Raw genomic sequence first — 18,543 nt, 5'->3', positions numbered from 1 at the left:
TCAGCCATACGTCGGCGGGCGGCAACTCTGGGCCAGGCCGGGTACGTAAGCAGGGCTGTTGATATTAAATCCTTGCCTTTCCCCGTTAAAAACCCATGTTCCAGGAAAATACTGCTTTCAATACCGCCTTCAGCGCCGAAGCCGAAAACGGCTATGATGAGTCCCGCCGCCACTTTATCAACCACGCCGGGCGCGGCCTGCTGGCCGTGGGCGTAGCCAGCGCACTACCTATCGCCGCCGCCGAAGCCCACAAAGCCGCCGAAGCCGCCGCGCCGCCCGCCACCGGCCCGCTCGATATCAAGCTGCCGCCCCTCGAAGCGCCTACCGACCCCAAAGGTGCCGACCCTTTCAACCCCGACGCGCCCGACCGCCGCGTGGGCTACGCGCTGGTGGGCCTGGGCCACCTCACGCTCAATGAGATTCTGCCCGCTTTCGGCAAGAGCAAGCACGCCAAGCCGGTGGCTCTGGTGAGCGGCGACGCCGACAAAATGGCCAAAGTGGCCAAGCAGTACGGCATCAAAGCCAGCAGCTGCTACTCGTACCAGACCTACGATAAAATCAAGGACAACCCCGAAGTGGAGGTGATTTATATCGTGCTGCCCAACTCCATGCACCACGAATTCACGCTGCGCGGGGCCAAAGCTGGCAAGCACATTCTCTGCGAAAAGCCGATGGCTAATTCCGTGAAGGAGTGCGAGGAAATGATTGAGGCCTGCAAAAAGGCCGGTAAAAAGCTCATGATTGCCTACCGCATTCAGTACGAGCCGCTGAACCGCCAGGTGCAGAAGTTGGTACGCGATAAAACCTACGGCGCGACCAAAATGCTGCAGATGATGAACACCCAAAATCAGGCCCACGACCAGCAGTGGCGGCACAAAAAGGCCCTGGCCGGCGGCGGCTCGCTGCCCGATGTGGGACTGTACTGCCTCAACACCACGCGCTTCCTGCTGGGCGAGGAGCCGACCGAGGTTTCGGCCCAGATTTACAGCACGTCGGGCGACGACCGGTTCAAGGAAATAGAAGAGAATGTGAGCTTTACGCTGCGCTTTCCCAGCGGCGTGATTTCGCAGTGCATGACGGGCTACGGCTCTTTTAACAACAAGAGTTACACGGTGTATGCCGAAACCGGCAGCATCGAAATGGACCCGGCCTTCCCCTACCACGGCCTCCACCAGGAGCGTATCCATGCGCCCGACGGCAAGCAGATGAAGGAGACGCCAAACGACCCCGGCAAAGACCAGTTTGCCCTCGAAATGGACCACATGGCCGAGTGCGTGCGCCAGAACAAAACCCCCTACACGCCCGGTGAAGAAGGCTTGCAGGACCAGCGCATCATGGAAGCCATCTACCAGTCGGCCCGCGAAAACCGGCCGGTAAAATTGCCTGCCGTGGCTAAAATAGACGCTTTCCGGGGCGAGGCGCCGAAGGACGAGGCGTAAACTTTAAGCCGGCTACCAGCTTTAGTAACCCGTCATGCAGAGCGCAGCGAAGCATCTTTACCGCAGCAGTAATCAGATTTACTTATTGCGGTAAAGATGCTTCGCTGCGCTCTGCATGACGGCCGTATTGCGCCGTTCCATAAATCGATAAACCCGCCCAGTCATGCGCACCATCAAGCAACAGCACCGCGCCGTGAGCGCGCCCATTGCCGACCTCACCACCTACCGCGCCCTGCCTACCAATTCGGTCGAATACATCGACCCGTTTCTGTTTTTGAACCACCACGGGCCGCAGGTGTACCGGCCCCACAACCGCGGCCTGCCCTTCGGCCCGCACCCGCACCGGGGCTTCGAAACCGTCACCTTCATTCTCGAAGGCGACATTCTGCACAAGGACAGCAGCGGGCACGAAAGCGTGATTGAGGCCGGCGGCATTCAGTGGATGACGGCCGGCAGCGGCCTGATTCACGCCGAAGTTTCCTCCGATAATTTCAAAGCCCACGGCGGGCCGCTCGAAATTTTGCAACTGTGGGTGAACCTGCCGGCCAAGGACAAGATGACGGCCCCACGCTACATCGGCCTGCAAAAAGACGAAATCCCGGCCGTGACGCTGGCCGATGGCGTGGTCATCCACGCCGTATCGGGCGAGTGGGCGGGCACCGCCGGGGCCGTGCAGCCGCTGGCCGACGTGGCGCTGGCCTGGCTGGAGTTGCCGGCCGGCAGCCGCGTTACGCTGCCCATCGCGGCGGCGCGCAATATCTTTTTCTACACCGTACGCGGCACGCTGCGCGTAAACGATACCGAAACCAAGGCCCTGCAGCTGGTCGAATTCAACCACGACGGCGACGAGCTGACCATCGCTGCCCACGAGGCGAGCGTGGTGCTACTGGGTCATGCCCAGCCGTTTGGCGAGCCCGTGGTATCGGCGGGGCCGTTTGTGATGAACACGGAGGCCGAGATTCAGCAGGCTTACCGCGACTACCAGCGCGGCGCGTTCGGGAGCTGGAACGGCTGACCGCAAAAAAGTGCCGGGTTCATAACCTCTGCCCAGGGTTAGTGGTTGAGGCGTGCGACCTGCTGCGCGCCGATGCTTTGCGCCGGTTGCTAAAGTTGGGAGGCCGTTTTCTCGTTTGTAATTAGTTGATGCTTACTCCCAGTCGTTCCCTGTATTTTGAAAATAGCGCCGGGCGCGTTTGGGAAGAGCCCGCCAGCTACATCCGCTTGGAATACCGCGCCGGAACCCGCGAGGTGGCTCAGTTTCGGGCCTTGCTCACCCACACGGCCCAAGCGCTGAGCCGGCGAAAGTGGAGCAAAATTCTGGTCGACCAGCGTGAGATGGCCCCTTACAACCCTGTCGAGCAGGACTGGATGACCAACGAGTGGCTGCCCCGCACCGTGCGGGAAAACGGCTACCGTTTTGGCGCTATTCTGGTGGCCCACAACGTATTTGCCCGGCTGGCTACCAATCAGTTCATCATGGCTTCGCGGGAATTGCCGCACACCTACCGCACCTTCGAAATAGAAGCAGAGGCCGTGACCTGGCTGACAGAGCAGCGCTGAAACTGGCAGTAGCATGCCATAGTGCCGGGCTAATTCAGGGTAATGATTCGGCCGTGCCGATAATAATGGGCTCGCTGTGTAGTTTTGATTCCAACTCTTTCCCAGCCTGGTTATGCTCAAATCCTTCTGCCTTGTGCTAATGCTTGCCGTGACAAGCATGTCTGCTTCTGCCCAGACCACCCCCACCGCCAGCCCAACCACGGTTGCCCAGTCGCAGTACTGTATTCTGGTGAGCACCGGCTCACACTACTCCGATACGGATGTGCGGCTGGATTACGGGCAGAACGTCAAAAATGCCGTGGTCGACCTTCAAATGGTGCACGCCGATGCGGCTATCAGTAAGCTCGGTAATGTTGTGGCGGCCCTCAACTACATGAGCAGTTTGGGGTGGGAATGCATCGGGCTCAACACACTGCCATCGAGGATTAATCAGGCCACGGGTGGTTACGTTGATTCTCAAACGGGCTATTTGCTGCGGCGGGCCAAATAGGTTCTGGTCGCGATTAAATTCACGAGTGTTTGGCCGTGTGTGCCCTCCGCCGGACTCACAGCAGGCCCGAGATAATGTTGATGCTCAGGGCCAGAATGGTGGTGTTGAAAGCGAAGGATAGCATGCTGTGGAACAGCACCAGCCGCCGCATGCGCAGCGTGGTAACGGTGACGTCGGAGGTTTGGGTCGTCATTCCCACCACGAAGGCGAAATAGACAAAATCCCAATACGAGGCAGGCGGCGCGCCTGCGAACACGAGCCCGGTATGCCAGGCATTCTCCTTAATATCGGGCAGCAGGCTAAAGTAGGTGTGGGCATAATGCAGCGCAAACAGCGTGTGCATCAGGCACCAGGTACCCACTATCGCCACGGCTGATACCAGGATGTGCTCGATGCGCTCTTCAATGGGCAGCTGTCGGATGTCATGCAGCAGCAGCAGCACGGCCACAATACAAACGGTGCAGCATAAGAATACCACTACCAAGAGCAAGGCCCAGGTACGGCTGGGGTGCAGCGACTTCACAATGCTCCGCATATCGGCAAAGTGCGTCTGCAAAATGGTTATCCAGCTGATGGTCAGAATGCTCAGCACAAACCCATCCCAAGCCACGAGGAAGCGGGTAATAAACTTGAAATCAGCCGGGGATGATAAGTAAAAAACGACCGCGACGCCCAGCGCCAGCAGCAGCTGCAGCAGGCGCGCAATCAGGCCCCGGCGCGAATGCCGCAAAGCGGAGCGCATCATTACGGCAGTAGAAGCCATAGCCGAAAAACCGCTAGTGAACCATCGGACCGTGGCATCCCCAACCGCCAGCGGCAATCGGGAAGGCTCTACTAAGATAGTAAAAATAGCGCGGCTTGAATATTTGGCCCGGCGTTCGTCGGGCTGCGGGCTAGGCGGCTGGTACCGGCTGGGCGGGCACTTCGGCCGCCACATCAATCTGCCCGGCCAGCAGGTCCTCAAACGTCTGGCGCTTGCGGATGAGGCGCAGCTCGCCGGCTTCGGTCAGGAGCACTTCGGCGGGGCGGGTGCGCGAGTTGAAGCTGCTGCTCATCTCGAAGCCGTAGGCCCCGGCGTTGTGAAATGCCAGCAGGTCGTTTTCGCGGATATCGGGCAGCAGCCGGTCCCATGCGAAGGTATCCGTCTCGCAGATGTTGCCCACCACTGTGTACAGGCGCTCCGTGCCCTTGGGGTTGGTCAGGTTGCTGATGTGGTGGTAGCTGTCGTAGAACATGGGCCGGATGAGATGGTTGAAGCCCGAATTCACGCCCGCAAACACCGTGGCAGTGGTTTGCTTAACCACGGCCACGTTCACCAGCAGGTAGCCGGATTCGCTTACCATGTACTTGCCGGGCTCGAACCAGCATTCCAGCGGGCGGCCGTATTCCTTCTCAAAGGTCTTGAAGGCTTCGGCCACCTGTTTGCCCAGGGTGGCCACGTCGGTTTCGGGGTCGCCGGGCTTGTAGGGCACTTTGAAGCCCGAGCCGAGGTCCAGAAAGTCGAGGTCGGGGAAGCGGCCGGCGGCGTCGAACAGAATTTCGAGCGAACGCAGGAACACGCCCACGTCCTTGATTTCGGAGCCCGTGTGCATGTGCAGGCCGCGCACGTGCAGGCCGGTGCCCTTCACCACGCGCTCCAAATGCCGCATTTGGTGAATCGAAATGCCAAACTTGGAGTCGATGTGGCCGGTTTGAATCTTGTAGTTGCCGCCCGCCTCAATGTGCGGGTTCAGGCGCACGCACACTGGGTAAGAGCCGCCAAACGTGGCCCCGAACCGCTCCAGCAGCGAGATGTTATCAATGTTTAGATTCACTCCCAATTCCTTGGCTTCCACCAATTCCTCAAACGTCACGCTGTTGGGCGTAAACAGAATGTTTTCCGGCGCGAAGCCTACGTGCAGTCCCAGGCGTACTTCGTTGATGCTCACGCAGTCGAGACCCGAACCCAGGCTGTGGATGTGCCGCAGAATAGAAACGTTGCTCAGCGCCTTACAAGCGTAGAAAAACCGGGTTTTATGGCCCGCGAAGGCTTTCACCAGTTTCTTATACTGCCCCGTGATGGTGGCCGCATTGTAGACGTAAAGAGGGGTGCCGAACTGGTCGGCCGCAGCGCGCAGCGCATCGTTAATACCTGACATAATCACAAAAGTACGGCCTAAGCAGCCGCTCCGAATACCGTACAACCAATGAGTAGCCCAACGTTCCCCGCCTTCTCACCGCCCGAAACCCGCGAAGTCTGGCTGCGCGGCCCGCTGCCTGATATGCCGCCGCTACTTCAGCCCATCGCGCACGCCCTGCTGCAAGCCCGCGAAGAGCTAAATGCCGGGATGCAGGATTTCCCGCCCGCGCTGCTCAACGAGCGGCCCAGCGGGGTGGCTTCGGTGGGCTTCCACCTCCAGCACCTGACCGGCGTGCTCGACCGCATCTTCACCTACGCCCGGGGTGAAGCGCTTTCGGAGAATCAACTAGCAGCTTTAGCCGCTGAGAATCCGCCTTTAGCTATTGAGAATGATGCGGTGCAGAAGCTGGTGCAGTGCTTTAGCGTGCAGGTAGATAACGCGTTGGCGCAGCTTCGGAGCACTGATGAAATAACGCTAACGGAAGGGCGTGGAGTGGGTCGGGCGCAACTGCCGTCCACCGTCATCGGCTTGCTGATGCACGCCGCTGAGCACACCACCCGCCACCTGGGCCAGCTGCTGGTAACGGCAAAATGGGTAAAAATGTAGGGTGCGGGGCTTGCCCCCGCCCGTCGTTGAACTACTTCAAAACGTGCCGTTCAACGACGGGCGGGGACAAGCCCCGCACCCTACTTCTAACGCGGGCCCGCCGCCGAAGTCACCCGCGGCCGGGCACGCTCGTACTGCGCCGGCCACTGCACCTCCGCGCCCAAATCCTGCGCGGCAAAGAGCGGGAAATATGGCTCGCGCAGAAACTCCCGCGCCAGTAGCACGATATCAGCCTGGCCGCTGGCCACAATAGCTTCAGCCTCGGCCGGCGTGGTGATGAGCCCCACCGCGCCGGTCAGAATCCCGGTTTCTTCCTTAATGCGCTCGGCAAACTGCACCTGATAGCCGGGGCCCACGGGGATGGGCGCTTTGGGCACGTTGCCGCCCGTGGAGCAGTCAATCAGGTCTACGCCGCGCGTTTTGAGCATGGCCGCCAACTGGATTGATTCGTCGGCGTTCCAGCCGCCTTCGGTCCAGTCCGTCACGGAGAGGCGCACGATGAGCGGCAGGTCCTCGGGCCACACTTCGCGGGTGGCGGCCACCACCTCCAGCAGCAGCCGGATGCGATTTTCAAACGTGCCGCCATACTCGTCGGTGCGCTGGTTGCTCAGCGGCGACAGAAACTCGTGCAGTAAATAGCCGTGGGCCGCGTGCAGCTCAATCACCTTGAAGCCCGCCGCCAACGCCCGCTGGGCCGCCGCCTGGAAATCGGCAATAACCTTCTGAATACCGGCCGCATCAAGGGCCGTCGGCATCGGGTAGTTGTCGTTGAATGGTACATCGGTGGGGCCAACCACCGGCCAGCCACCTTCGCCCTCTATTATCACGCCCTCGCCCGACCACGGCCGGTAGGTGCTGGCCTTGCGGCCGGCGTGGGCCAGCTGCACGCCGGGCACGCTGCCCTGCGCCGCGATGAAGGCATTGATGCGCTGCAACATGGGCACGTGCTCGTCTTTCCAGATGCCGAGGTCTTCAGGACTGATGCGGCCCTCTGGCGACACGGCCGTGGCTTCCTGAATAATGAGGCTGGCCCCGCCCACGGCCCGGCTGCCCAGGTGCACCAGGTGCCAGTCGTTGGCAAAGCCGTCTTCGGCGCTGTACTGGCACATGGGCGATACCACAATGCGGTTTTTCAGGATGACGCTGCGGAGCGCGAGGGGTTCAAATAGCTTAATCATAAAGATGCTAGGGGAGATGCGAAGCTGAGTAAACCCGTTTTGGGGCGTTTGGGTTATGGTGTTACGTGGGTGGGTAAGGCCAAAACGTCATGCTGAGCGCAGTCGAAGCATCTCTACCTCAGAAATAATTCAATCGAAACAACGAGGCAGTAGAGATGCTTCGGCTGCGCTCAGCATGACGTGCTTAATTCAGCGCGAACGAATTCCGTCGAAATTTGCTTTTCCCAAATCCATCCCTACCTTGCAACCGCAAACGCACCCAACCATGCTCCAGACGCGCTACTTTTTTGGCTTTTATTACTTCTACGCCACCGCGTAGAACGAGCCGCCGTTTGTAGCTAACTCCCACAAACTTCTCCAGCGCCGCTCGTTCTTCGGGAGGCGCTTTTTTAATGCCCGGTTTTTCGATGACCACCCTGCACCACGTCTTTTTTTATTACGCTTATTACTTCTTCTATCCGAAGAAGCCGGCCCTTTGTTGCCAGTGTTAACCACCACACTGCCTCCCAACAAGCCCAGGGCCACCGCACAACGGAGGCCCTTTTTTATTGCCCAATAAATCGCACGCATCATGCCCCAGCACGTTTCCATTCAGGGTTTCCAGGGAAGTTTCCACGAAGTCGCGGCCCGTCGATATTTCGGCGCGCAGCCGGCGCTGCTGGCCTGCGCCACCTTCGGCGCGGTGGTGGCGCACGTCGTGAACGGCACCGCCGATGCCGGCCTTATGGCCATGGAAAACTCGCTGGCCGGCAGCATCCTGCCCAACTACCTGCTGCTGGAGCGCCACGCCGTGCGCGTAACCGGCGAGGTGTACCTGCCCATTCACCAGCACCTGCTGGCGCTGCCCGGCACCACGCTGGCAGAAGTGCAGGCCGTACACTCGCACCCCATGGCCCTGCGCCAGTGCGGCGAGTTCCTCGACCGCCACCCGCACTGGAAGCTGGTGGAAACCGACGACACCGGCCACAGCGCCCAGCTCCTGGCCGAGCAGCGCACGCCCGGCGTGGCCGTGGTAGCTGGCGCGCAGGCCGCCGAGCAGTTCGGCCTGCAAATCCTGGCCCCTGCCATTCACGACGACCCGCACAACTACACCCGTTTTCTGGTGCTGGAGCGCGCCGCAACGGCGGTTGCTGACCCACAGGCCGACAAAGCCTCTCTCTATTTCTGTGCGCCGCACGCGCCGGGCAGCCTGGCCGCCGTGCTCACTCGCGTGGCTGCCCACGGACTGAATTTGAGCAAGCTGCAATCGTGCCCCCGGCCGGGCCAACCCTGGCACTATGGATTTCACGCCGATGTAGAGTTTGAGGAAATCGGCCAGTTGGAAGCGCTGCTGCGGGATTTGGAGCCCGTGACGGAGGAGCTGCGGGTGCTGGGAGCCTACCGGCGCGGCAGCATGGCCGAGGCGATGGGCGAGCAAACTCCCCTCCTTGTCAAGGAGGGGACGCCGGCGCGAAGCGCTGGCTGGGGTGGTTAAGACGTTGAACGATGCCCGAACAATTTTCCGAACGAACCTAGCGCCCACCGTTCAACGCCCACAACCACCCCCGTTTTCGCTGGCGCAAAAACATCCCCTCCTTGGTAAGGAGGAGAGTTTGCTCAACAACTCAACCTGATACCATGAATATCCCCATTGCCAGCCGCTTGGCCCACACCGGCGAATATTACTTCTCGCGCAAGCTGCGTGAGCTGGCCGCGCTCAACGCGGCCGGGGCCAATATCATCAGCCTGGGCATTGGTAGTCCGGATTTGCCGCCGCACCCCAACGTAATTGAAGCGCTGTCCAAATCGGCAGCGCTCCCCAACGCGCACGGCTACCAGAGCTACCAGGGTACCCCGGCGTTGCGCGGCGCAATGGCCGATTTCTACCAGCGCCACTACGGTGTGACGCTGGACCCGGCCACGGAAATTCTGCCGCTGCTGGGCTCGAAAGAGGGCCTGATGCACATCGGGATGACATTTCTGGAAGTGGGTGACGCCGTGCTCATCCCCAACCCCGGCTACCCGACTTACCGAGCCGTGGCCGAAATCTGCGGAGCCGAGGTGCGTGAGTACGACCTAACGGCCGCCGCCGGCTGGCTGCCCGATTTGGATGCGCTGGCCGCCACGGACCTCTCCCGCGTGAAGCTCATGCTGGTGAATTACCCGCACATGCCCACCGGAGCCGGGGCAGATTTGCCATTTCTCACACGCCTCGTGGCGTTTGCTAAAGCCAACGATATTCTGCTGGTGCACGACAACCCGTACGGCTTCATCCTCAACGAAACGCCGCCGGTGAGCCTGCTGGCCGTGCCCGGGGCCCGCGAAGTGGCCATCGAGCTGAACTCGCTAAGTAAGAGCCACAATATGGCGGGCTGGCGCGTGGGCCTGCTGGCCGGCCGCGCCGATGTTATCGCCGATGTACTCCGCTTCAAGAGTAACATGGATTCGGGCATGTTTCTGCCGGTGCAGCAGGCGGCAGTGGCGGCCCTTGCGCTGGGCGACGACTGGTTTCAAGAGCTGAACGCCACCTACCGCGCCCGGCGCGAGCTGGTGGTAGAGCTGCTGCAAGCTTTGGGCTGCGCGCCCGCGCCAGGCCAGACGGGCCTGTTCATCTGGGCGGCGGTGCCGGCTGGCTTCGCCGATGGCTTCGCCCTGAGCGATGCCGTGCTGGCCGAGGCGCGCGTGTTTCTCACGCCGGGCGGCATTTTCGGCAGCAATGGCAACGGCTACATCCGGGCCAGCCTGTGCCAGCCGGAAGCGCTGCTGCGCGAGGCGCTGGAGCGCATTCAAGTTGCTTCTCAGTCTGTCAAATCATGAAAGTTACTGTAATCGGATTAGGCCTTATCGGCGGCTCGTTGGCGCTGAGCCTGCGGCAGCACGGTTTGGCGCAGCACCTCATCGGCGTTGAAAACAGCCCGGTCCACGCGCGCCGCGCCTTAGAGTTGGGCTTGGTTGATGAAATCGAAACCGACCTGACGGCTGCCGTGCGCCGCGCCGACCTCATCGTGGTGGCCGTGCCCGTGGATGCCATGGTGGCCGTGTTGCCACCGGTGCTGGACATCATCACGCCGCAGCAGGTGGTTATCGACGTCGGCTCGACCAAGCAGGCACTGCTGGCGGCGGTGGCCGGGCACCCGCACCGGGGCCGTTTTGTGGCCGCGCACCCCATGGCCGGCACCGAGCACTCGGGACCGGAAGCGGCGGTTTCGGGCTTGTTTGAGGGGAAAACGGTGGTGCTTTGCGATGTGGAGCACAGCGATGATGACGCCGTGCAACTGGTGGAAAAGTTGTTTCAGGCGCTGCCCATGCGGCTGCTGTACCTCAACGGGGCCGACCATGACGTGCACACGGCTTACGTGTCGCACATCTCGCACATCACCTCATTTGCCCTGGCGCTCACGGTGCTGGAGAAGGAGAAAGAGGAACAGCGCATCTTCGATTTGGCCAGCGGCGGGTTCGAGTCGACGGTGCGGTTGGCCAAGAGCGCGCCGGCTACGTGGGTGCCCATTTTCCGGCAAAACCGGCTCAACGTGCTCGATGTGCTTGATGAGCATTTGCATCAGTTACAGCACCTGCGCGAGCTGCTGGCGCGGGAAGATTACGACGGGCTGGCCGAGCAGATTCGGCAGGCTAATCACATTCGGAAGATTCTGCCGTGATAGACGAAATCAAGAAATCAATCAATACTAAAAGCAATACCATGAACCCAACCATGAAATCCGCCCTGTTCAATCGCCAGCCCGATGACAAGCCTTACCTCATCTCCGGGCCGTGCTCGGCTGAGACGGAGGAGCAGGTGCTCGAAACCTGCCAGCGGCTGGCTGCTACCGGCAAGGTACAGGCCCTGCGTGCCGGCATCTGGAAGCCCCGAACCAAGCCCGGCGGCTTCGAGGGAGTGGGCACGAAAGGGCTGCCCTGGCTCAAGAAAGCCAGTGAGCTAACCGGCCTGCCCATTGCCGTGGAAGTGGCTACGGCCAAGCACGTGGAGGACTGCCTGGCCTTTGGCGTGGACATTCTGTGGGTGGGCGCGCGTACCACGGGCAACCCGTTTTCGGTGCAGGAGATTGCCAATGTGCTGCGCGGCGTGGACGTGCCGGTGCTGGTGAAAAACCCCATTCACCCCGAGCTGGAGCTGTGGGTAGGGGCCGTGGAGCGCCTGCAAAAGGCTGGCCTCACGCACGTGGGCCTTATTCACCGGGGCTTTTCGAGCTACGGCAACACCGATTTTCGCAACGCGCCGATGTGGCACCTGCCCATCGAGATGAAGCGCCGGATGCCCGAAATGCCGCTGCTCTGCGACCCCAGCCACATCTGCGGCCGGCGCGATACACTGTTTGCCGTGGCCCAGCAGGCCCTCAACCTGGGCTTCGATGGCAACATGATTGAAAGCCACATCGACCCCGACCACGCCTGGAGCGATGCCAAGCAGCAAATCACCCCGGAGGTGCTGCGCGACCTGATTCAGGACCTGGTGTGGCGGCACGAAACCACCGACCAGCGCGAGTTCCTCACCGCTCTCTCCGGCCTGCGCGAGCAAATCAACCAGCTCGATGCCGAGATTATGCAGCTGCTGGGCCGCCGCATGGCTGTGGCCGAGAAAATCGGCCTCTACAAGAAGGAAAACGACATAACCATCCTTCAGACCAGCCGCTGGAACGAGGTGCTGGAGCGCGCCCAGCGCCAAGGGGCCTCGGTAGGCCTCACCAGTGACTTTGTGGAGCAATACCTGGCTGCCGTGCATCTGGAGTCCATCAATCGCCAGAATAAGGTGATGGAAGGATAGTTGTTTGTCATTGCAGCAGTGCTGCCATTGCGAGTCGTAGCCGAAGCAATCCGGTACAATGTGCGAAGCCCTGAGATGTGAAAAGCCCCGGTACTGTGCAGTGCCGAGGCTTTCTGGTATAAGAAAATGTCTGGTGTTGACAGGACAGATTGCTTCGTCGCCGCTTGATGCGCGTAATGCTCGCAATGACAGACGCGACGCGCTCCGACAGCGTCTACTCCACCACTAGGCGGCGGGCGGCGGTGTTCCGTCCAGCCTGCACCTGCACGGCGTAGATGCCGGACGGCAATCCGGTCAGGTTCATTTCCTGACGCAAGCCGGCGGTGGGCAGGGTCACGGTTACGGTGCGGATGGCCCGGCCCATTGCATCGCGCAGGGTGAGGATAGCCGTGGCCGTGCCGGGCAGCGCGGGCAGCGTGAGGGTGGAGGTACCGTGGGCCGGGTTGGGGTAGAGCGCAAAGTCCGAACCGCTCAGGGCCGAGGTAGTGGCCGTGGTGGTGAGGGCGGAGGGGTCGATGAGGTGGGCCATGAAATTGGTGGACTGGCCGGCCGAGGAGCTGTTGAGCGTCTGGCTGCCGAAAGTGGCCGTGTTCTGGAAATTGCCGGTCAGGTACATGCGGGTACCGCTCATGGTGACGCACGAAGCGGTGGTGTTGGTAGGGCTACCGCCGCGCTGCGACCAGTCGACAGTGGCGCTGGTGCCATCGTCACTGAGGCGGGCCACCAGGGCGCCACCGCTGCCGGCCGCCAGTGTCGTGCTGCCGATGGTGACCGTGCTGCTGGCAAAGCTGCCCGCCAGATACACCCCGCTGTTGCCGTAGAGGGCCAGGCCGGTGCCTTTGTCGTCGTCGGGGCCGCCGGCCTGGCGGGCCCAGCTCCAGACGGCCGTGCTGCCGGCATCCTGCACGGCGGCCACGAAGGCATCGGTGGTGCCGGTGGGGCCGGCGTTGGTGATGGTGTGGCTGCCCGTGGCCAGCGCCGTGCTGGAGAAGGTGCCGGCGACGTACACCACGGGGCCGTTCACGGCCAGGGCATTGCTTTGGTCGGTGCCCGCGCCGTTGGCCCGCAGCGCCCACTGCCAGGTAGCGGTGGTGCCCGCATCGGTCAGCTTGGCTACGTAGGCATTGGAAGCCCCGCCGTTCGGGACGGTGGTAGCGCCGAAGGTGGCATTCTGGCCCCCGATGGAGCCGGTGGCGTACACGCTGGAGCCGTTCAGGGCCAGGGCGTTGACGTACTTGCTGCCCGAGCCCGTGATGGTCTTCACCCAGTTCACGCTGGCGCTGGTGGTGCCATCAGTCAGCTTGGCCACGAAACCGTCGTAGGCCGTGCCGGTATTGGAGCTGGTCAGCGTGGTGCTGCCGAACTGGGCCGTGGCGCTGGCAAACTGCCCGCCCACAAACACGCTGGTGCCGGCCACGGCTAGGGCATTGGCCGCGTCCTGGCTGGTGCCACCAAATTGCTGCGCCCAATCGACGGTGGCCGAAGAGCCGGTATCGGTGAGGCGGGCCACGAAGGCATCGGTGGTCACCGAGTTGGCGCTGCCATAGTTGGCCAGGTTGAGGGTGCCGAAGGCGGCATTGGGGCTGATGAAGGTGCCGGCCACGTACACGCGGGTGCCGCTTAGGGCCACGGCCGTTACCTGGTCGAGGTCGGAGCCGCCGAAGCGGTAGGCCCACACGAAGGCGCTGGTAGCCGGGCTCCACTTGGCCACGAAGCCGTCGGTGCCGCCGGTGCTAATCATCGTGGTGCTGCCAATGGTAACAATGCCGGAGAAAGACCCCGCCACGTATAGGTCGCCGCTGAGGTTGGAAGTGGTGGCTTTAATGGATAGATTGGAGCTGCCGCCGCCCACTACCAGGGCCGACTGCCAGAGGGGGGCAGGGGTTTGGGCCTGGGCCGCGGATCCGGCCAGCAACCCGGCCAGCAGCAGTACGCCCGCCAACCAGCTGCCTGATAAGAAATTGATAACGTATTTCATTTTAATAAGAGATATGCACGACAATACGTAGCATATCGGGTAAAGTTGGGCCGCAAAAAAGCCCCGATGCCGGGCACCGGGGCTTTTCGATAACAAGGGCCGGAATAAAGCTAAAGGCTGCCAAATCAGGAAGCAAAGGTCCGACGATTTAAGTGAGATTCAAGCCCGATGAGCAGCAAAAGCCAGGGTTTATTCCACCACGAGGCGGCGCGTAGCGGTGGCCGGCCCGGCCAGCACCTGCACGGCGTAGATGCCGGGAGCGAGGCCGCGCAGGTCCAGCTCGTGGCGCAGGCCGGCGGCGGGCAGGGCTAGGGTTTCAGTGCGCAGGGCCCGGCCCAGGGCATCGCGCAGGGTGAGGGTGGCCGTGGCGGTGCCGGGCAGGGCGGGCAGGGTGAGGGCGACGGCAGTGCGGGCCGGGTTGGGGGCGAGGGCGAAACTTAAGTTGCTTTGGGCGGCGCTGGTGGCGGTGAGGGTGGGGTCGGTGAGGGTGGCGAGGAAGGCGGCTTGCGTAGTAGAATTATTGATGCTATGGCTGCCAAAGCTGGCCGTTGGGCCAACGGCTCCTCCCACATATACATCGGCACCGGTTACGCTCACCGAGGTGGCAAAGTCGTCGGTGGAGCTGCCGGCTTGCTGCGCCCAGGCAAAGCTGCTAGCGTTGCCGGCATCAAGCAGCTTGGTTACAAATACATCCCGGTAGTAGTTGCTGGCTCCGCTGGCCTTGGCCAGCGTGGTGGCTCCAAAGCTGATTTGGGTACTGCGGAACGTTCCGGCTACATACACGTTGTTGCCCCGCACCGCAATGGCCGTGGCCGAATCGATGCCCGTCCCGCCGGCCCGTTGGGCCCAGGTAAAGCTGGCTGTCGCCCCGGCATCGGTAAGTTTCGCCACAAAGGCATCGTATTCGCCAATGCTGGGCAGGCTGGTGCTGCCAAAAGTGGCGGGCGTATTGCCCAGGTCGCCACTCAGGCTGTAGCTGTAGCTGCCATAGTACCCGGCGATGTAGACGCTGGTTCCATTGACGGCCAGCGCCAGCGCCTGGTCGAAGCCAACCCCCCCGGCCTGCTGGGCCCAGGTAAAACTGGACGTGAGGCCCGCATCGGTGAGCTTCGCCACGAAAACATCGGACCTATTGCCGTATATGGGACCCGTGACGGTATTGGCATTGGTTAAGGTAAAAGGGCCAAACGTAGCCGTAGCGCCACTGAAATGCCCGGTTACGTACACATTGGGGCCGTTTATCGCCAGGGCGGTGGCTACGCTGCCGTTCGGGCCGCCGCCCTGCTGGGCCCAGGCAAAGCTGGCCGTCGCCCCATTATCCACCAGCTTGGCCACAAACGGGTGGCCCAAGGCACTGTAGTCCGTTAGCGTAGTCGTTCCGAAGGTGACGGGGCTGTAGCTGAACCACCCGGTCACGTACACATTGGAGCCACTCGCGGCCAGGCCGGTGGCAAACTCGTTGCTGGTGCCGCTGGCCCGTTGGGCCCACGTAAAGCTGGCCGTGGTACCCAGGTCAGTGAGCTTGGCCACGAATAAATCGGTGCCATTGTAGACGGTGGATGAGGTACCATCGTAGGTAGTATTCACCAGCGTGGTGCCGCTAAATGTAGCGGTAGGCCCACTAAAGGCTCCGGCTATGTATACATTGGTGCCCACCACCGCAATGGCAGATGCCGCATCATACCCACCTCCGCCAGCGCGCTGGGCCCACACAAAATCATTACTGATTGGGCTCCACTTGGCTACAAATATATCGGCGTCATAGGTAGATGTACTGCCGGGAGTGGTAATGCGAGGTGCGCTGGTGAGCGTGATAGAACCAAAGCTGGTCGTGCCCGAAAAATTCCCGGTGAGGTAGACATTGCCGCTGGCATCGGTGGCAGTAGCGCTCACTTGGGGGCGATAACTGCCGGTTTGGTTGGTCGCCACCGCCATTTGCCAGGTCGGGGCCTGGGCCCGGGCCACAGGCCCAGTCAGCAGGAGCAGCAACCCGGCCAGCCAGCGGCCCGGTGCGAGAGGAGTAATGTGTCTCATGGTTTGGAAAGTAAAATGTGTTAACAAGGATACGATTACAACAATACCCCGCAGACCGCGCAGCCCGCTAAAAGGCTGCTTCCACGCCGAAAAAAAATGGAGAAGCCCCAGATGCCTGGCACCTGGGGCTTCTCCATTTCATCCGCCCTGATGATTTAGTGCGCTACCAAATAGTGCGCTACCAAATCACCGCCCTATCCACCGCGCTGCGGGTCATCTTGCTGCCCTCGGGGCAGCCGAAGGCCTGCTGAAACTGCGGCATGTTCATGATGGGCCCGATGGTGCGGTACTGGCCGGGCGAGTGCGGGTCGGTGGCGATTTGCTGGCGCAGGGCCTCGGGGCGGATGTTGGTGCGGCGCAGCTGGGCCCAGCTCAGGAAGTAGCGCTGCTCGGGCGTAAAGCCGTCGTAGTTAGGGCGCGGGCCGTTGCCGTAGCGCTGCTGCAATTGCTTCTCCAGGGCCCCGTACACCACGGTGAGGCCGGCGAAATCGGCCAGGTTTTCGCCCATCGTGAGCTGGCCGTTCACGTGCACCGAATCGAGGGGCGAGAAGGCGCTGTACTGCTTGCCCACCACGGCGGCGCGCTTCGTGAACTCGGCCGCGTCGGCCGGCGTCCACCAGTCGCGCAGGTTGCCTTCCGAGTCGTACTGCCGGCCCTGGTCGTCGAAGCCGTGGGTCATCTCGTGGCCCATCACCCCGCCAATGGCCCCGTAGTTGATGGCGTCATCGGCCTTGGGGTCGAAGAACGGGGGCTGGAGGTAGCCGGCCGGAAACACGATTTCGTTCAGTGCTGGGTTGTAATAGGCGTTGATGGTAGGCGGCGTCATGCCCCACTCGTTGCGGTCGATGGGCTGGCCGAAGTGGGCCGCCTCGCGCCGGCTCTCCCAGGCGCGGGCCGCCAGAATGTTCTTCAGGTAGCTCTCCCGCGAGATTTTTAGGGCCGAATAATCCTTCCACACGTCGGGGTAGCCGATTTTCACGCGCAGCGCGTTCAGCTTCTTCAGGGCCTCGGTCTTGGTGGGCGCGCTCATCCAAGTGTTGGTCTTGATGTGCTCGGCCATGCTGGCCTTGATGTTGGCCACCATCTCGAGGGCCTTGGCCTTGGCCTCGGGCGAAAACGCCTGGTCGACGTAGAGCTGGCCGAACGCCTCGCCCAGGGTCTGGTCGGTGGCGGACTGCATGCGTTTCCAGCGGGCGGCCTGCTGCTTGGCCCCGGTCAGGGCCTGGTTGTAATGAAAGGCCGCTTCGGCGTAGGGCGTGGGCAGGGCGTTGGCCACCACGCGCATTACATGCCAGCGCAGGTAGGTTTTGAGGTCGGCCAGGGGCTCGGTTTTCAGCACTGCATTCACCTCATCGAAAAACGCCGGCTGACCGATGATGACTTCCTGGGCTTTGCCCAGCTGCATGCCCGCCAGCAAGCCCTTGGGGTCGAGGGCGGGGTAGCGCTGCTGGGCGGCGGCCAGGGTCAGCTTGTTGTAATTGGCCTGCGGGTCGCGCAGTTCCACTGGCGTACGCGAGGCCTTGGCCAGCCGCGTTTCGATGCGTTCGACGGTGGCAGCGTTGCGCTGGGCCACGGCCGGGGCCTCGCCCAGCAGCCCAAACAGCTGGGCCATGTACGTGCGGTAGGCCGTCTTCACCTTGGCCGTCCGCGCATCCTCCTTGAAATAGAAGTCGCGGTTGGGCATGGTAAGGCCGCCCTGGCCCATTTGCACGGCATACTGGGTGGTGTTTTTCTCGTCCACGTCCACCCCGGCCTGGAAAAATACGCTGGCCCCGATGTCCTGCAAATGCGCGATTTCGGCGCGCAGGCCGGCCGCGTCGCGAACGGCGGCCAAGCGGTCTAGCTCCGGCTTTATGGGCGTGAGGCCGGCCCGGTCGATGGCCACCGTGTCCATGGCGGCGGCGTAGAAGTCGCCCACTTTCTGGGCATTGCTGCCGGGCGCGGCGCTACGGTTGGCCGCCGCGTCTTCCAGAATCCTGCGCAGCAGCGCCTGCGTGCGGTCGCCGAGCTGGTTGCGCGGCCCCCAGCTGCTGGCGTAGCTCGGCACGGGGTTATTCCGCAGCCAGTTGCCGCCCGAAAACTGGAAGAAGTCGTCGCACGGGCTCACCGCCCGGTCAATGTCAGCCATGTCAAGGCCTACGCCTTTGGGGGCCGGGGCCGCGGCGGCTACCGGCGTGACAGTGGCCGTGGTCGCAGTAGTGGCCGGCTTGGTGCTGGTGCAGCCGGCCAGCGCCAGCGCCGTGGCTAAGCCGAGATAAGTAGGGTTTTTTTTCATGGATGGGCGGGCAAGGTTTTGAAGCGCAAAGTAGCGCCAAAGACCCAGGCCGTTGCCCAATGATTGCACGGAGCCTTGCCTAAAAAGCAGAACGGTCATGT

Annotated in this window: 15 protein-coding genes; 9 read left to right on the top strand and 6 right to left on the bottom strand. The window is 62.1% G+C overall.

What is annotated here, in order from left to right; genetic code table 11:
* Positions 1-95: 95 nt before the first annotated feature.
* The 4 genes from ACYU70_RS18660 to ACYU70_RS18645 all read left to right on the top strand — a co-directional run bounded on the left by ACYU70_RS18660 (position 96) and on the right by ACYU70_RS18645 (position 3,489).
* Positions 96-1,439, top strand: a complete 1,344-nt coding sequence (locus tag ACYU70_RS18660; RefSeq protein WP_342297975.1) for a Gfo/Idh/MocA family protein — start codon at positions 96-98, stop codon at positions 1,437-1,439.
* Between the two features lie 163 nt (positions 1,440-1,602).
* The gene (locus ACYU70_RS18655) at positions 1,603-2,454 is read left to right on the top strand and encodes a pirin family protein (RefSeq protein WP_342297973.1); all 852 of its coding nucleotides are present in this window, start codon (positions 1,603-1,605) and stop codon (positions 2,452-2,454) included.
* Between the two features lie 128 nt (positions 2,455-2,582).
* Positions 2,583-2,999 carry a hypothetical protein gene (locus ACYU70_RS18650; RefSeq protein WP_342297971.1) on the top strand — a complete coding sequence of 139 codons (417 nt, stop codon included), beginning with the start codon at positions 2,583-2,585 and terminating at the stop codon, positions 2,997-2,999.
* Between the two features lie 157 nt (positions 3,000-3,156).
* Positions 3,157-3,489 carry a hypothetical protein gene (locus tag ACYU70_RS18645; protein ID WP_342297968.1) on the top strand — a complete coding sequence of 111 codons (333 nt, stop codon included), beginning with the start codon at positions 3,157-3,159 and terminating at the stop codon, positions 3,487-3,489.
* 55 nt (positions 3,490-3,544) lie between these two features.
* Here the strand turns inward: ACYU70_RS18645 and ACYU70_RS18640 are convergent, their stop codons facing one another.
* Together ACYU70_RS18640 and lysA are read right to left on the bottom strand one after the other, a co-directional pair.
* Positions 3,545-4,234 (bottom strand): DUF1345 domain-containing protein, encoded by a 690-nt coding sequence (locus ACYU70_RS18640; RefSeq protein ID WP_460616070.1) that lies wholly within the window; start codon positions 4,232-4,234, stop codon positions 3,545-3,547.
* 148 nt (positions 4,235-4,382) lie between these two features.
* Positions 4,383-5,627 carry a diaminopimelate decarboxylase gene (gene lysA, locus ACYU70_RS18635; RefSeq protein ID WP_342297965.1) on the bottom strand — a complete coding sequence of 415 codons (1,245 nt, stop codon included), beginning with the start codon at positions 5,625-5,627 and terminating at the stop codon, positions 4,383-4,385.
* A gap of 48 nt (positions 5,628-5,675) precedes the next feature.
* On the opposite strand from lysA, the gene ACYU70_RS18630 reads away from it, so the two are divergent.
* Positions 5,676-6,215 (top strand): DinB family protein, encoded by a 540-nt coding sequence (locus ACYU70_RS18630; protein WP_342297963.1) that lies wholly within the window; start codon positions 5,676-5,678, stop codon positions 6,213-6,215.
* A gap of 86 nt (positions 6,216-6,301) precedes the next feature.
* On the opposite strand, the gene ACYU70_RS18625 is transcribed toward ACYU70_RS18630, so the two are convergent.
* Complete coding sequence (locus tag ACYU70_RS18625) at positions 6,302-7,393, bottom strand: NADH:flavin oxidoreductase/NADH oxidase (RefSeq protein WP_342297961.1); 1,092 nt, start codon at positions 7,391-7,393, stop codon at positions 6,302-6,304.
* 571 nt (positions 7,394-7,964) lie between these two features.
* Here ACYU70_RS18625 and ACYU70_RS18620 point away from each other — a divergent pair.
* The 4 genes from ACYU70_RS18620 to ACYU70_RS18605 all read left to right on the top strand — a co-directional run bounded on the left by ACYU70_RS18620 (position 7,965) and on the right by ACYU70_RS18605 (position 12,155).
* Positions 7,965-8,867, top strand: coding sequence for a prephenate dehydratase (locus ACYU70_RS18620; RefSeq protein WP_342297960.1), 903 nt, complete (start codon positions 7,965-7,967; stop codon positions 8,865-8,867).
* Positions 8,868-9,010: 143 nt separating this feature from the next.
* Entirely contained in the window at positions 9,011-10,189 is a 1,179-nt protein-coding gene (locus tag ACYU70_RS18615; protein ID WP_342297958.1) for a pyridoxal phosphate-dependent aminotransferase, read from the top strand.
* On the top strand, positions 10,186-11,031 hold the full coding sequence (locus tag ACYU70_RS18610) for a prephenate dehydrogenase (protein WP_342297957.1): 846 nt from the start codon (positions 10,186-10,188) through the stop codon (positions 11,029-11,031). The genes ACYU70_RS18615 and ACYU70_RS18610 overlap by 4 nt, the downstream gene beginning before the upstream one ends.
* A gap of 53 nt (positions 11,032-11,084) precedes the next feature.
* Positions 11,085-12,155, top strand: coding sequence for a chorismate mutase (locus tag ACYU70_RS18605; protein WP_342297956.1), 1,071 nt, complete (start codon positions 11,085-11,087; stop codon positions 12,153-12,155).
* Between the two features lie 214 nt (positions 12,156-12,369).
* Here ACYU70_RS18605 and ACYU70_RS18600 read toward each other — a convergent pair whose 3' ends face one another.
* The 3 genes from ACYU70_RS18600 to ACYU70_RS18590 form a co-directional block, all read right to left on the bottom strand.
* Positions 12,370-14,133, bottom strand: coding sequence for a T9SS type A sorting domain-containing protein (locus ACYU70_RS18600; RefSeq protein ID WP_342297954.1), 1,764 nt, complete (start codon positions 14,131-14,133; stop codon positions 12,370-12,372).
* 189 nt (positions 14,134-14,322) lie between these two features.
* Positions 14,323-16,167, bottom strand: coding sequence for a T9SS type A sorting domain-containing protein (locus ACYU70_RS18595; protein ID WP_342297952.1), 1,845 nt, complete (start codon positions 16,165-16,167; stop codon positions 14,323-14,325).
* A 178-nt stretch (positions 16,168-16,345) separates the two neighbouring features.
* Complete coding sequence (locus tag ACYU70_RS18590; protein ID WP_342297951.1) at positions 16,346-18,442, bottom strand: M13 family metallopeptidase; 2,097 nt, start codon at positions 18,440-18,442, stop codon at positions 16,346-16,348.
* Between the last annotated feature and the right edge of the window lie 101 nt (positions 18,443-18,543).

The sequence above is a fragment of the Hymenobacter segetis genome (assembly GCF_054776495.1).
The sequence above is the reverse complement of the archived record's forward strand: the minus strand, read 5'-3'. Positions and strand labels throughout refer to the sequence as shown.

What these genes read in the sequence shown, in the direction of transcription:
- ACYU70_RS18660 (WP_342297975.1), top strand. Translation starts at nt 96, where the DNA reads ATGTTCCAGGAAAATACTGCTTTCAATACCGCCTTCAGCGCCGAAGCC.
- ACYU70_RS18655 (WP_342297973.1), top strand. Translation starts at nt 1,603, where the DNA reads ATGCGCACCATCAAGCAACAGCACCGCGCCGTGAGCGCGCCCATTGCC.
- ACYU70_RS18650 (WP_342297971.1), top strand. Translation starts at nt 2,583, where the DNA reads ATGCTTACTCCCAGTCGTTCCCTGTATTTTGAAAATAGCGCCGGGCGC.
- ACYU70_RS18645 (WP_342297968.1), top strand. Translation starts at nt 3,157, where the DNA reads ATGTCTGCTTCTGCCCAGACCACCCCCACCGCCAGCCCAACCACGGTT.
- ACYU70_RS18640 (WP_460616070.1), bottom strand. Translation starts at nt 4,234, where the DNA reads ATGATGCGCTCCGCTTTGCGGCATTCGCGCCGGGGCCTGATTGCGCGC.
- lysA (WP_342297965.1), bottom strand. Translation starts at nt 5,627, where the DNA reads ATGTCAGGTATTAACGATGCGCTGCGCGCTGCGGCCGACCAGTTCGGC.
- ACYU70_RS18630 (WP_342297963.1), top strand. Translation starts at nt 5,676, where the DNA reads ATGAGTAGCCCAACGTTCCCCGCCTTCTCACCGCCCGAAACCCGCGAA.
- ACYU70_RS18625 (WP_342297961.1), bottom strand. Translation starts at nt 7,393, where the DNA reads ATGATTAAGCTATTTGAACCCCTCGCGCTCCGCAGCGTCATCCTGAAA.
- ACYU70_RS18620 (WP_342297960.1), top strand. Translation starts at nt 7,965, where the DNA reads ATGCCCCAGCACGTTTCCATTCAGGGTTTCCAGGGAAGTTTCCACGAA.
- ACYU70_RS18615 (WP_342297958.1), top strand. Translation starts at nt 9,011, where the DNA reads ATGAATATCCCCATTGCCAGCCGCTTGGCCCACACCGGCGAATATTAC.
- ACYU70_RS18610 (WP_342297957.1), top strand. Translation starts at nt 10,186, where the DNA reads ATGAAAGTTACTGTAATCGGATTAGGCCTTATCGGCGGCTCGTTGGCG.
- ACYU70_RS18605 (WP_342297956.1), top strand. Translation starts at nt 11,085, where the DNA reads ATGAAATCCGCCCTGTTCAATCGCCAGCCCGATGACAAGCCTTACCTC.
- ACYU70_RS18600 (WP_342297954.1), bottom strand. Translation starts at nt 14,133, where the DNA reads ATGAAATACGTTATCAATTTCTTATCAGGCAGCTGGTTGGCGGGCGTA.
- ACYU70_RS18595 (WP_342297952.1), bottom strand. Translation starts at nt 16,167, where the DNA reads ATGAGACACATTACTCCTCTCGCACCGGGCCGCTGGCTGGCCGGGTTG.
- ACYU70_RS18590 (WP_342297951.1), bottom strand. Translation starts at nt 18,442, where the DNA reads ATGAAAAAAAACCCTACTTATCTCGGCTTAGCCACGGCGCTGGCGCTG.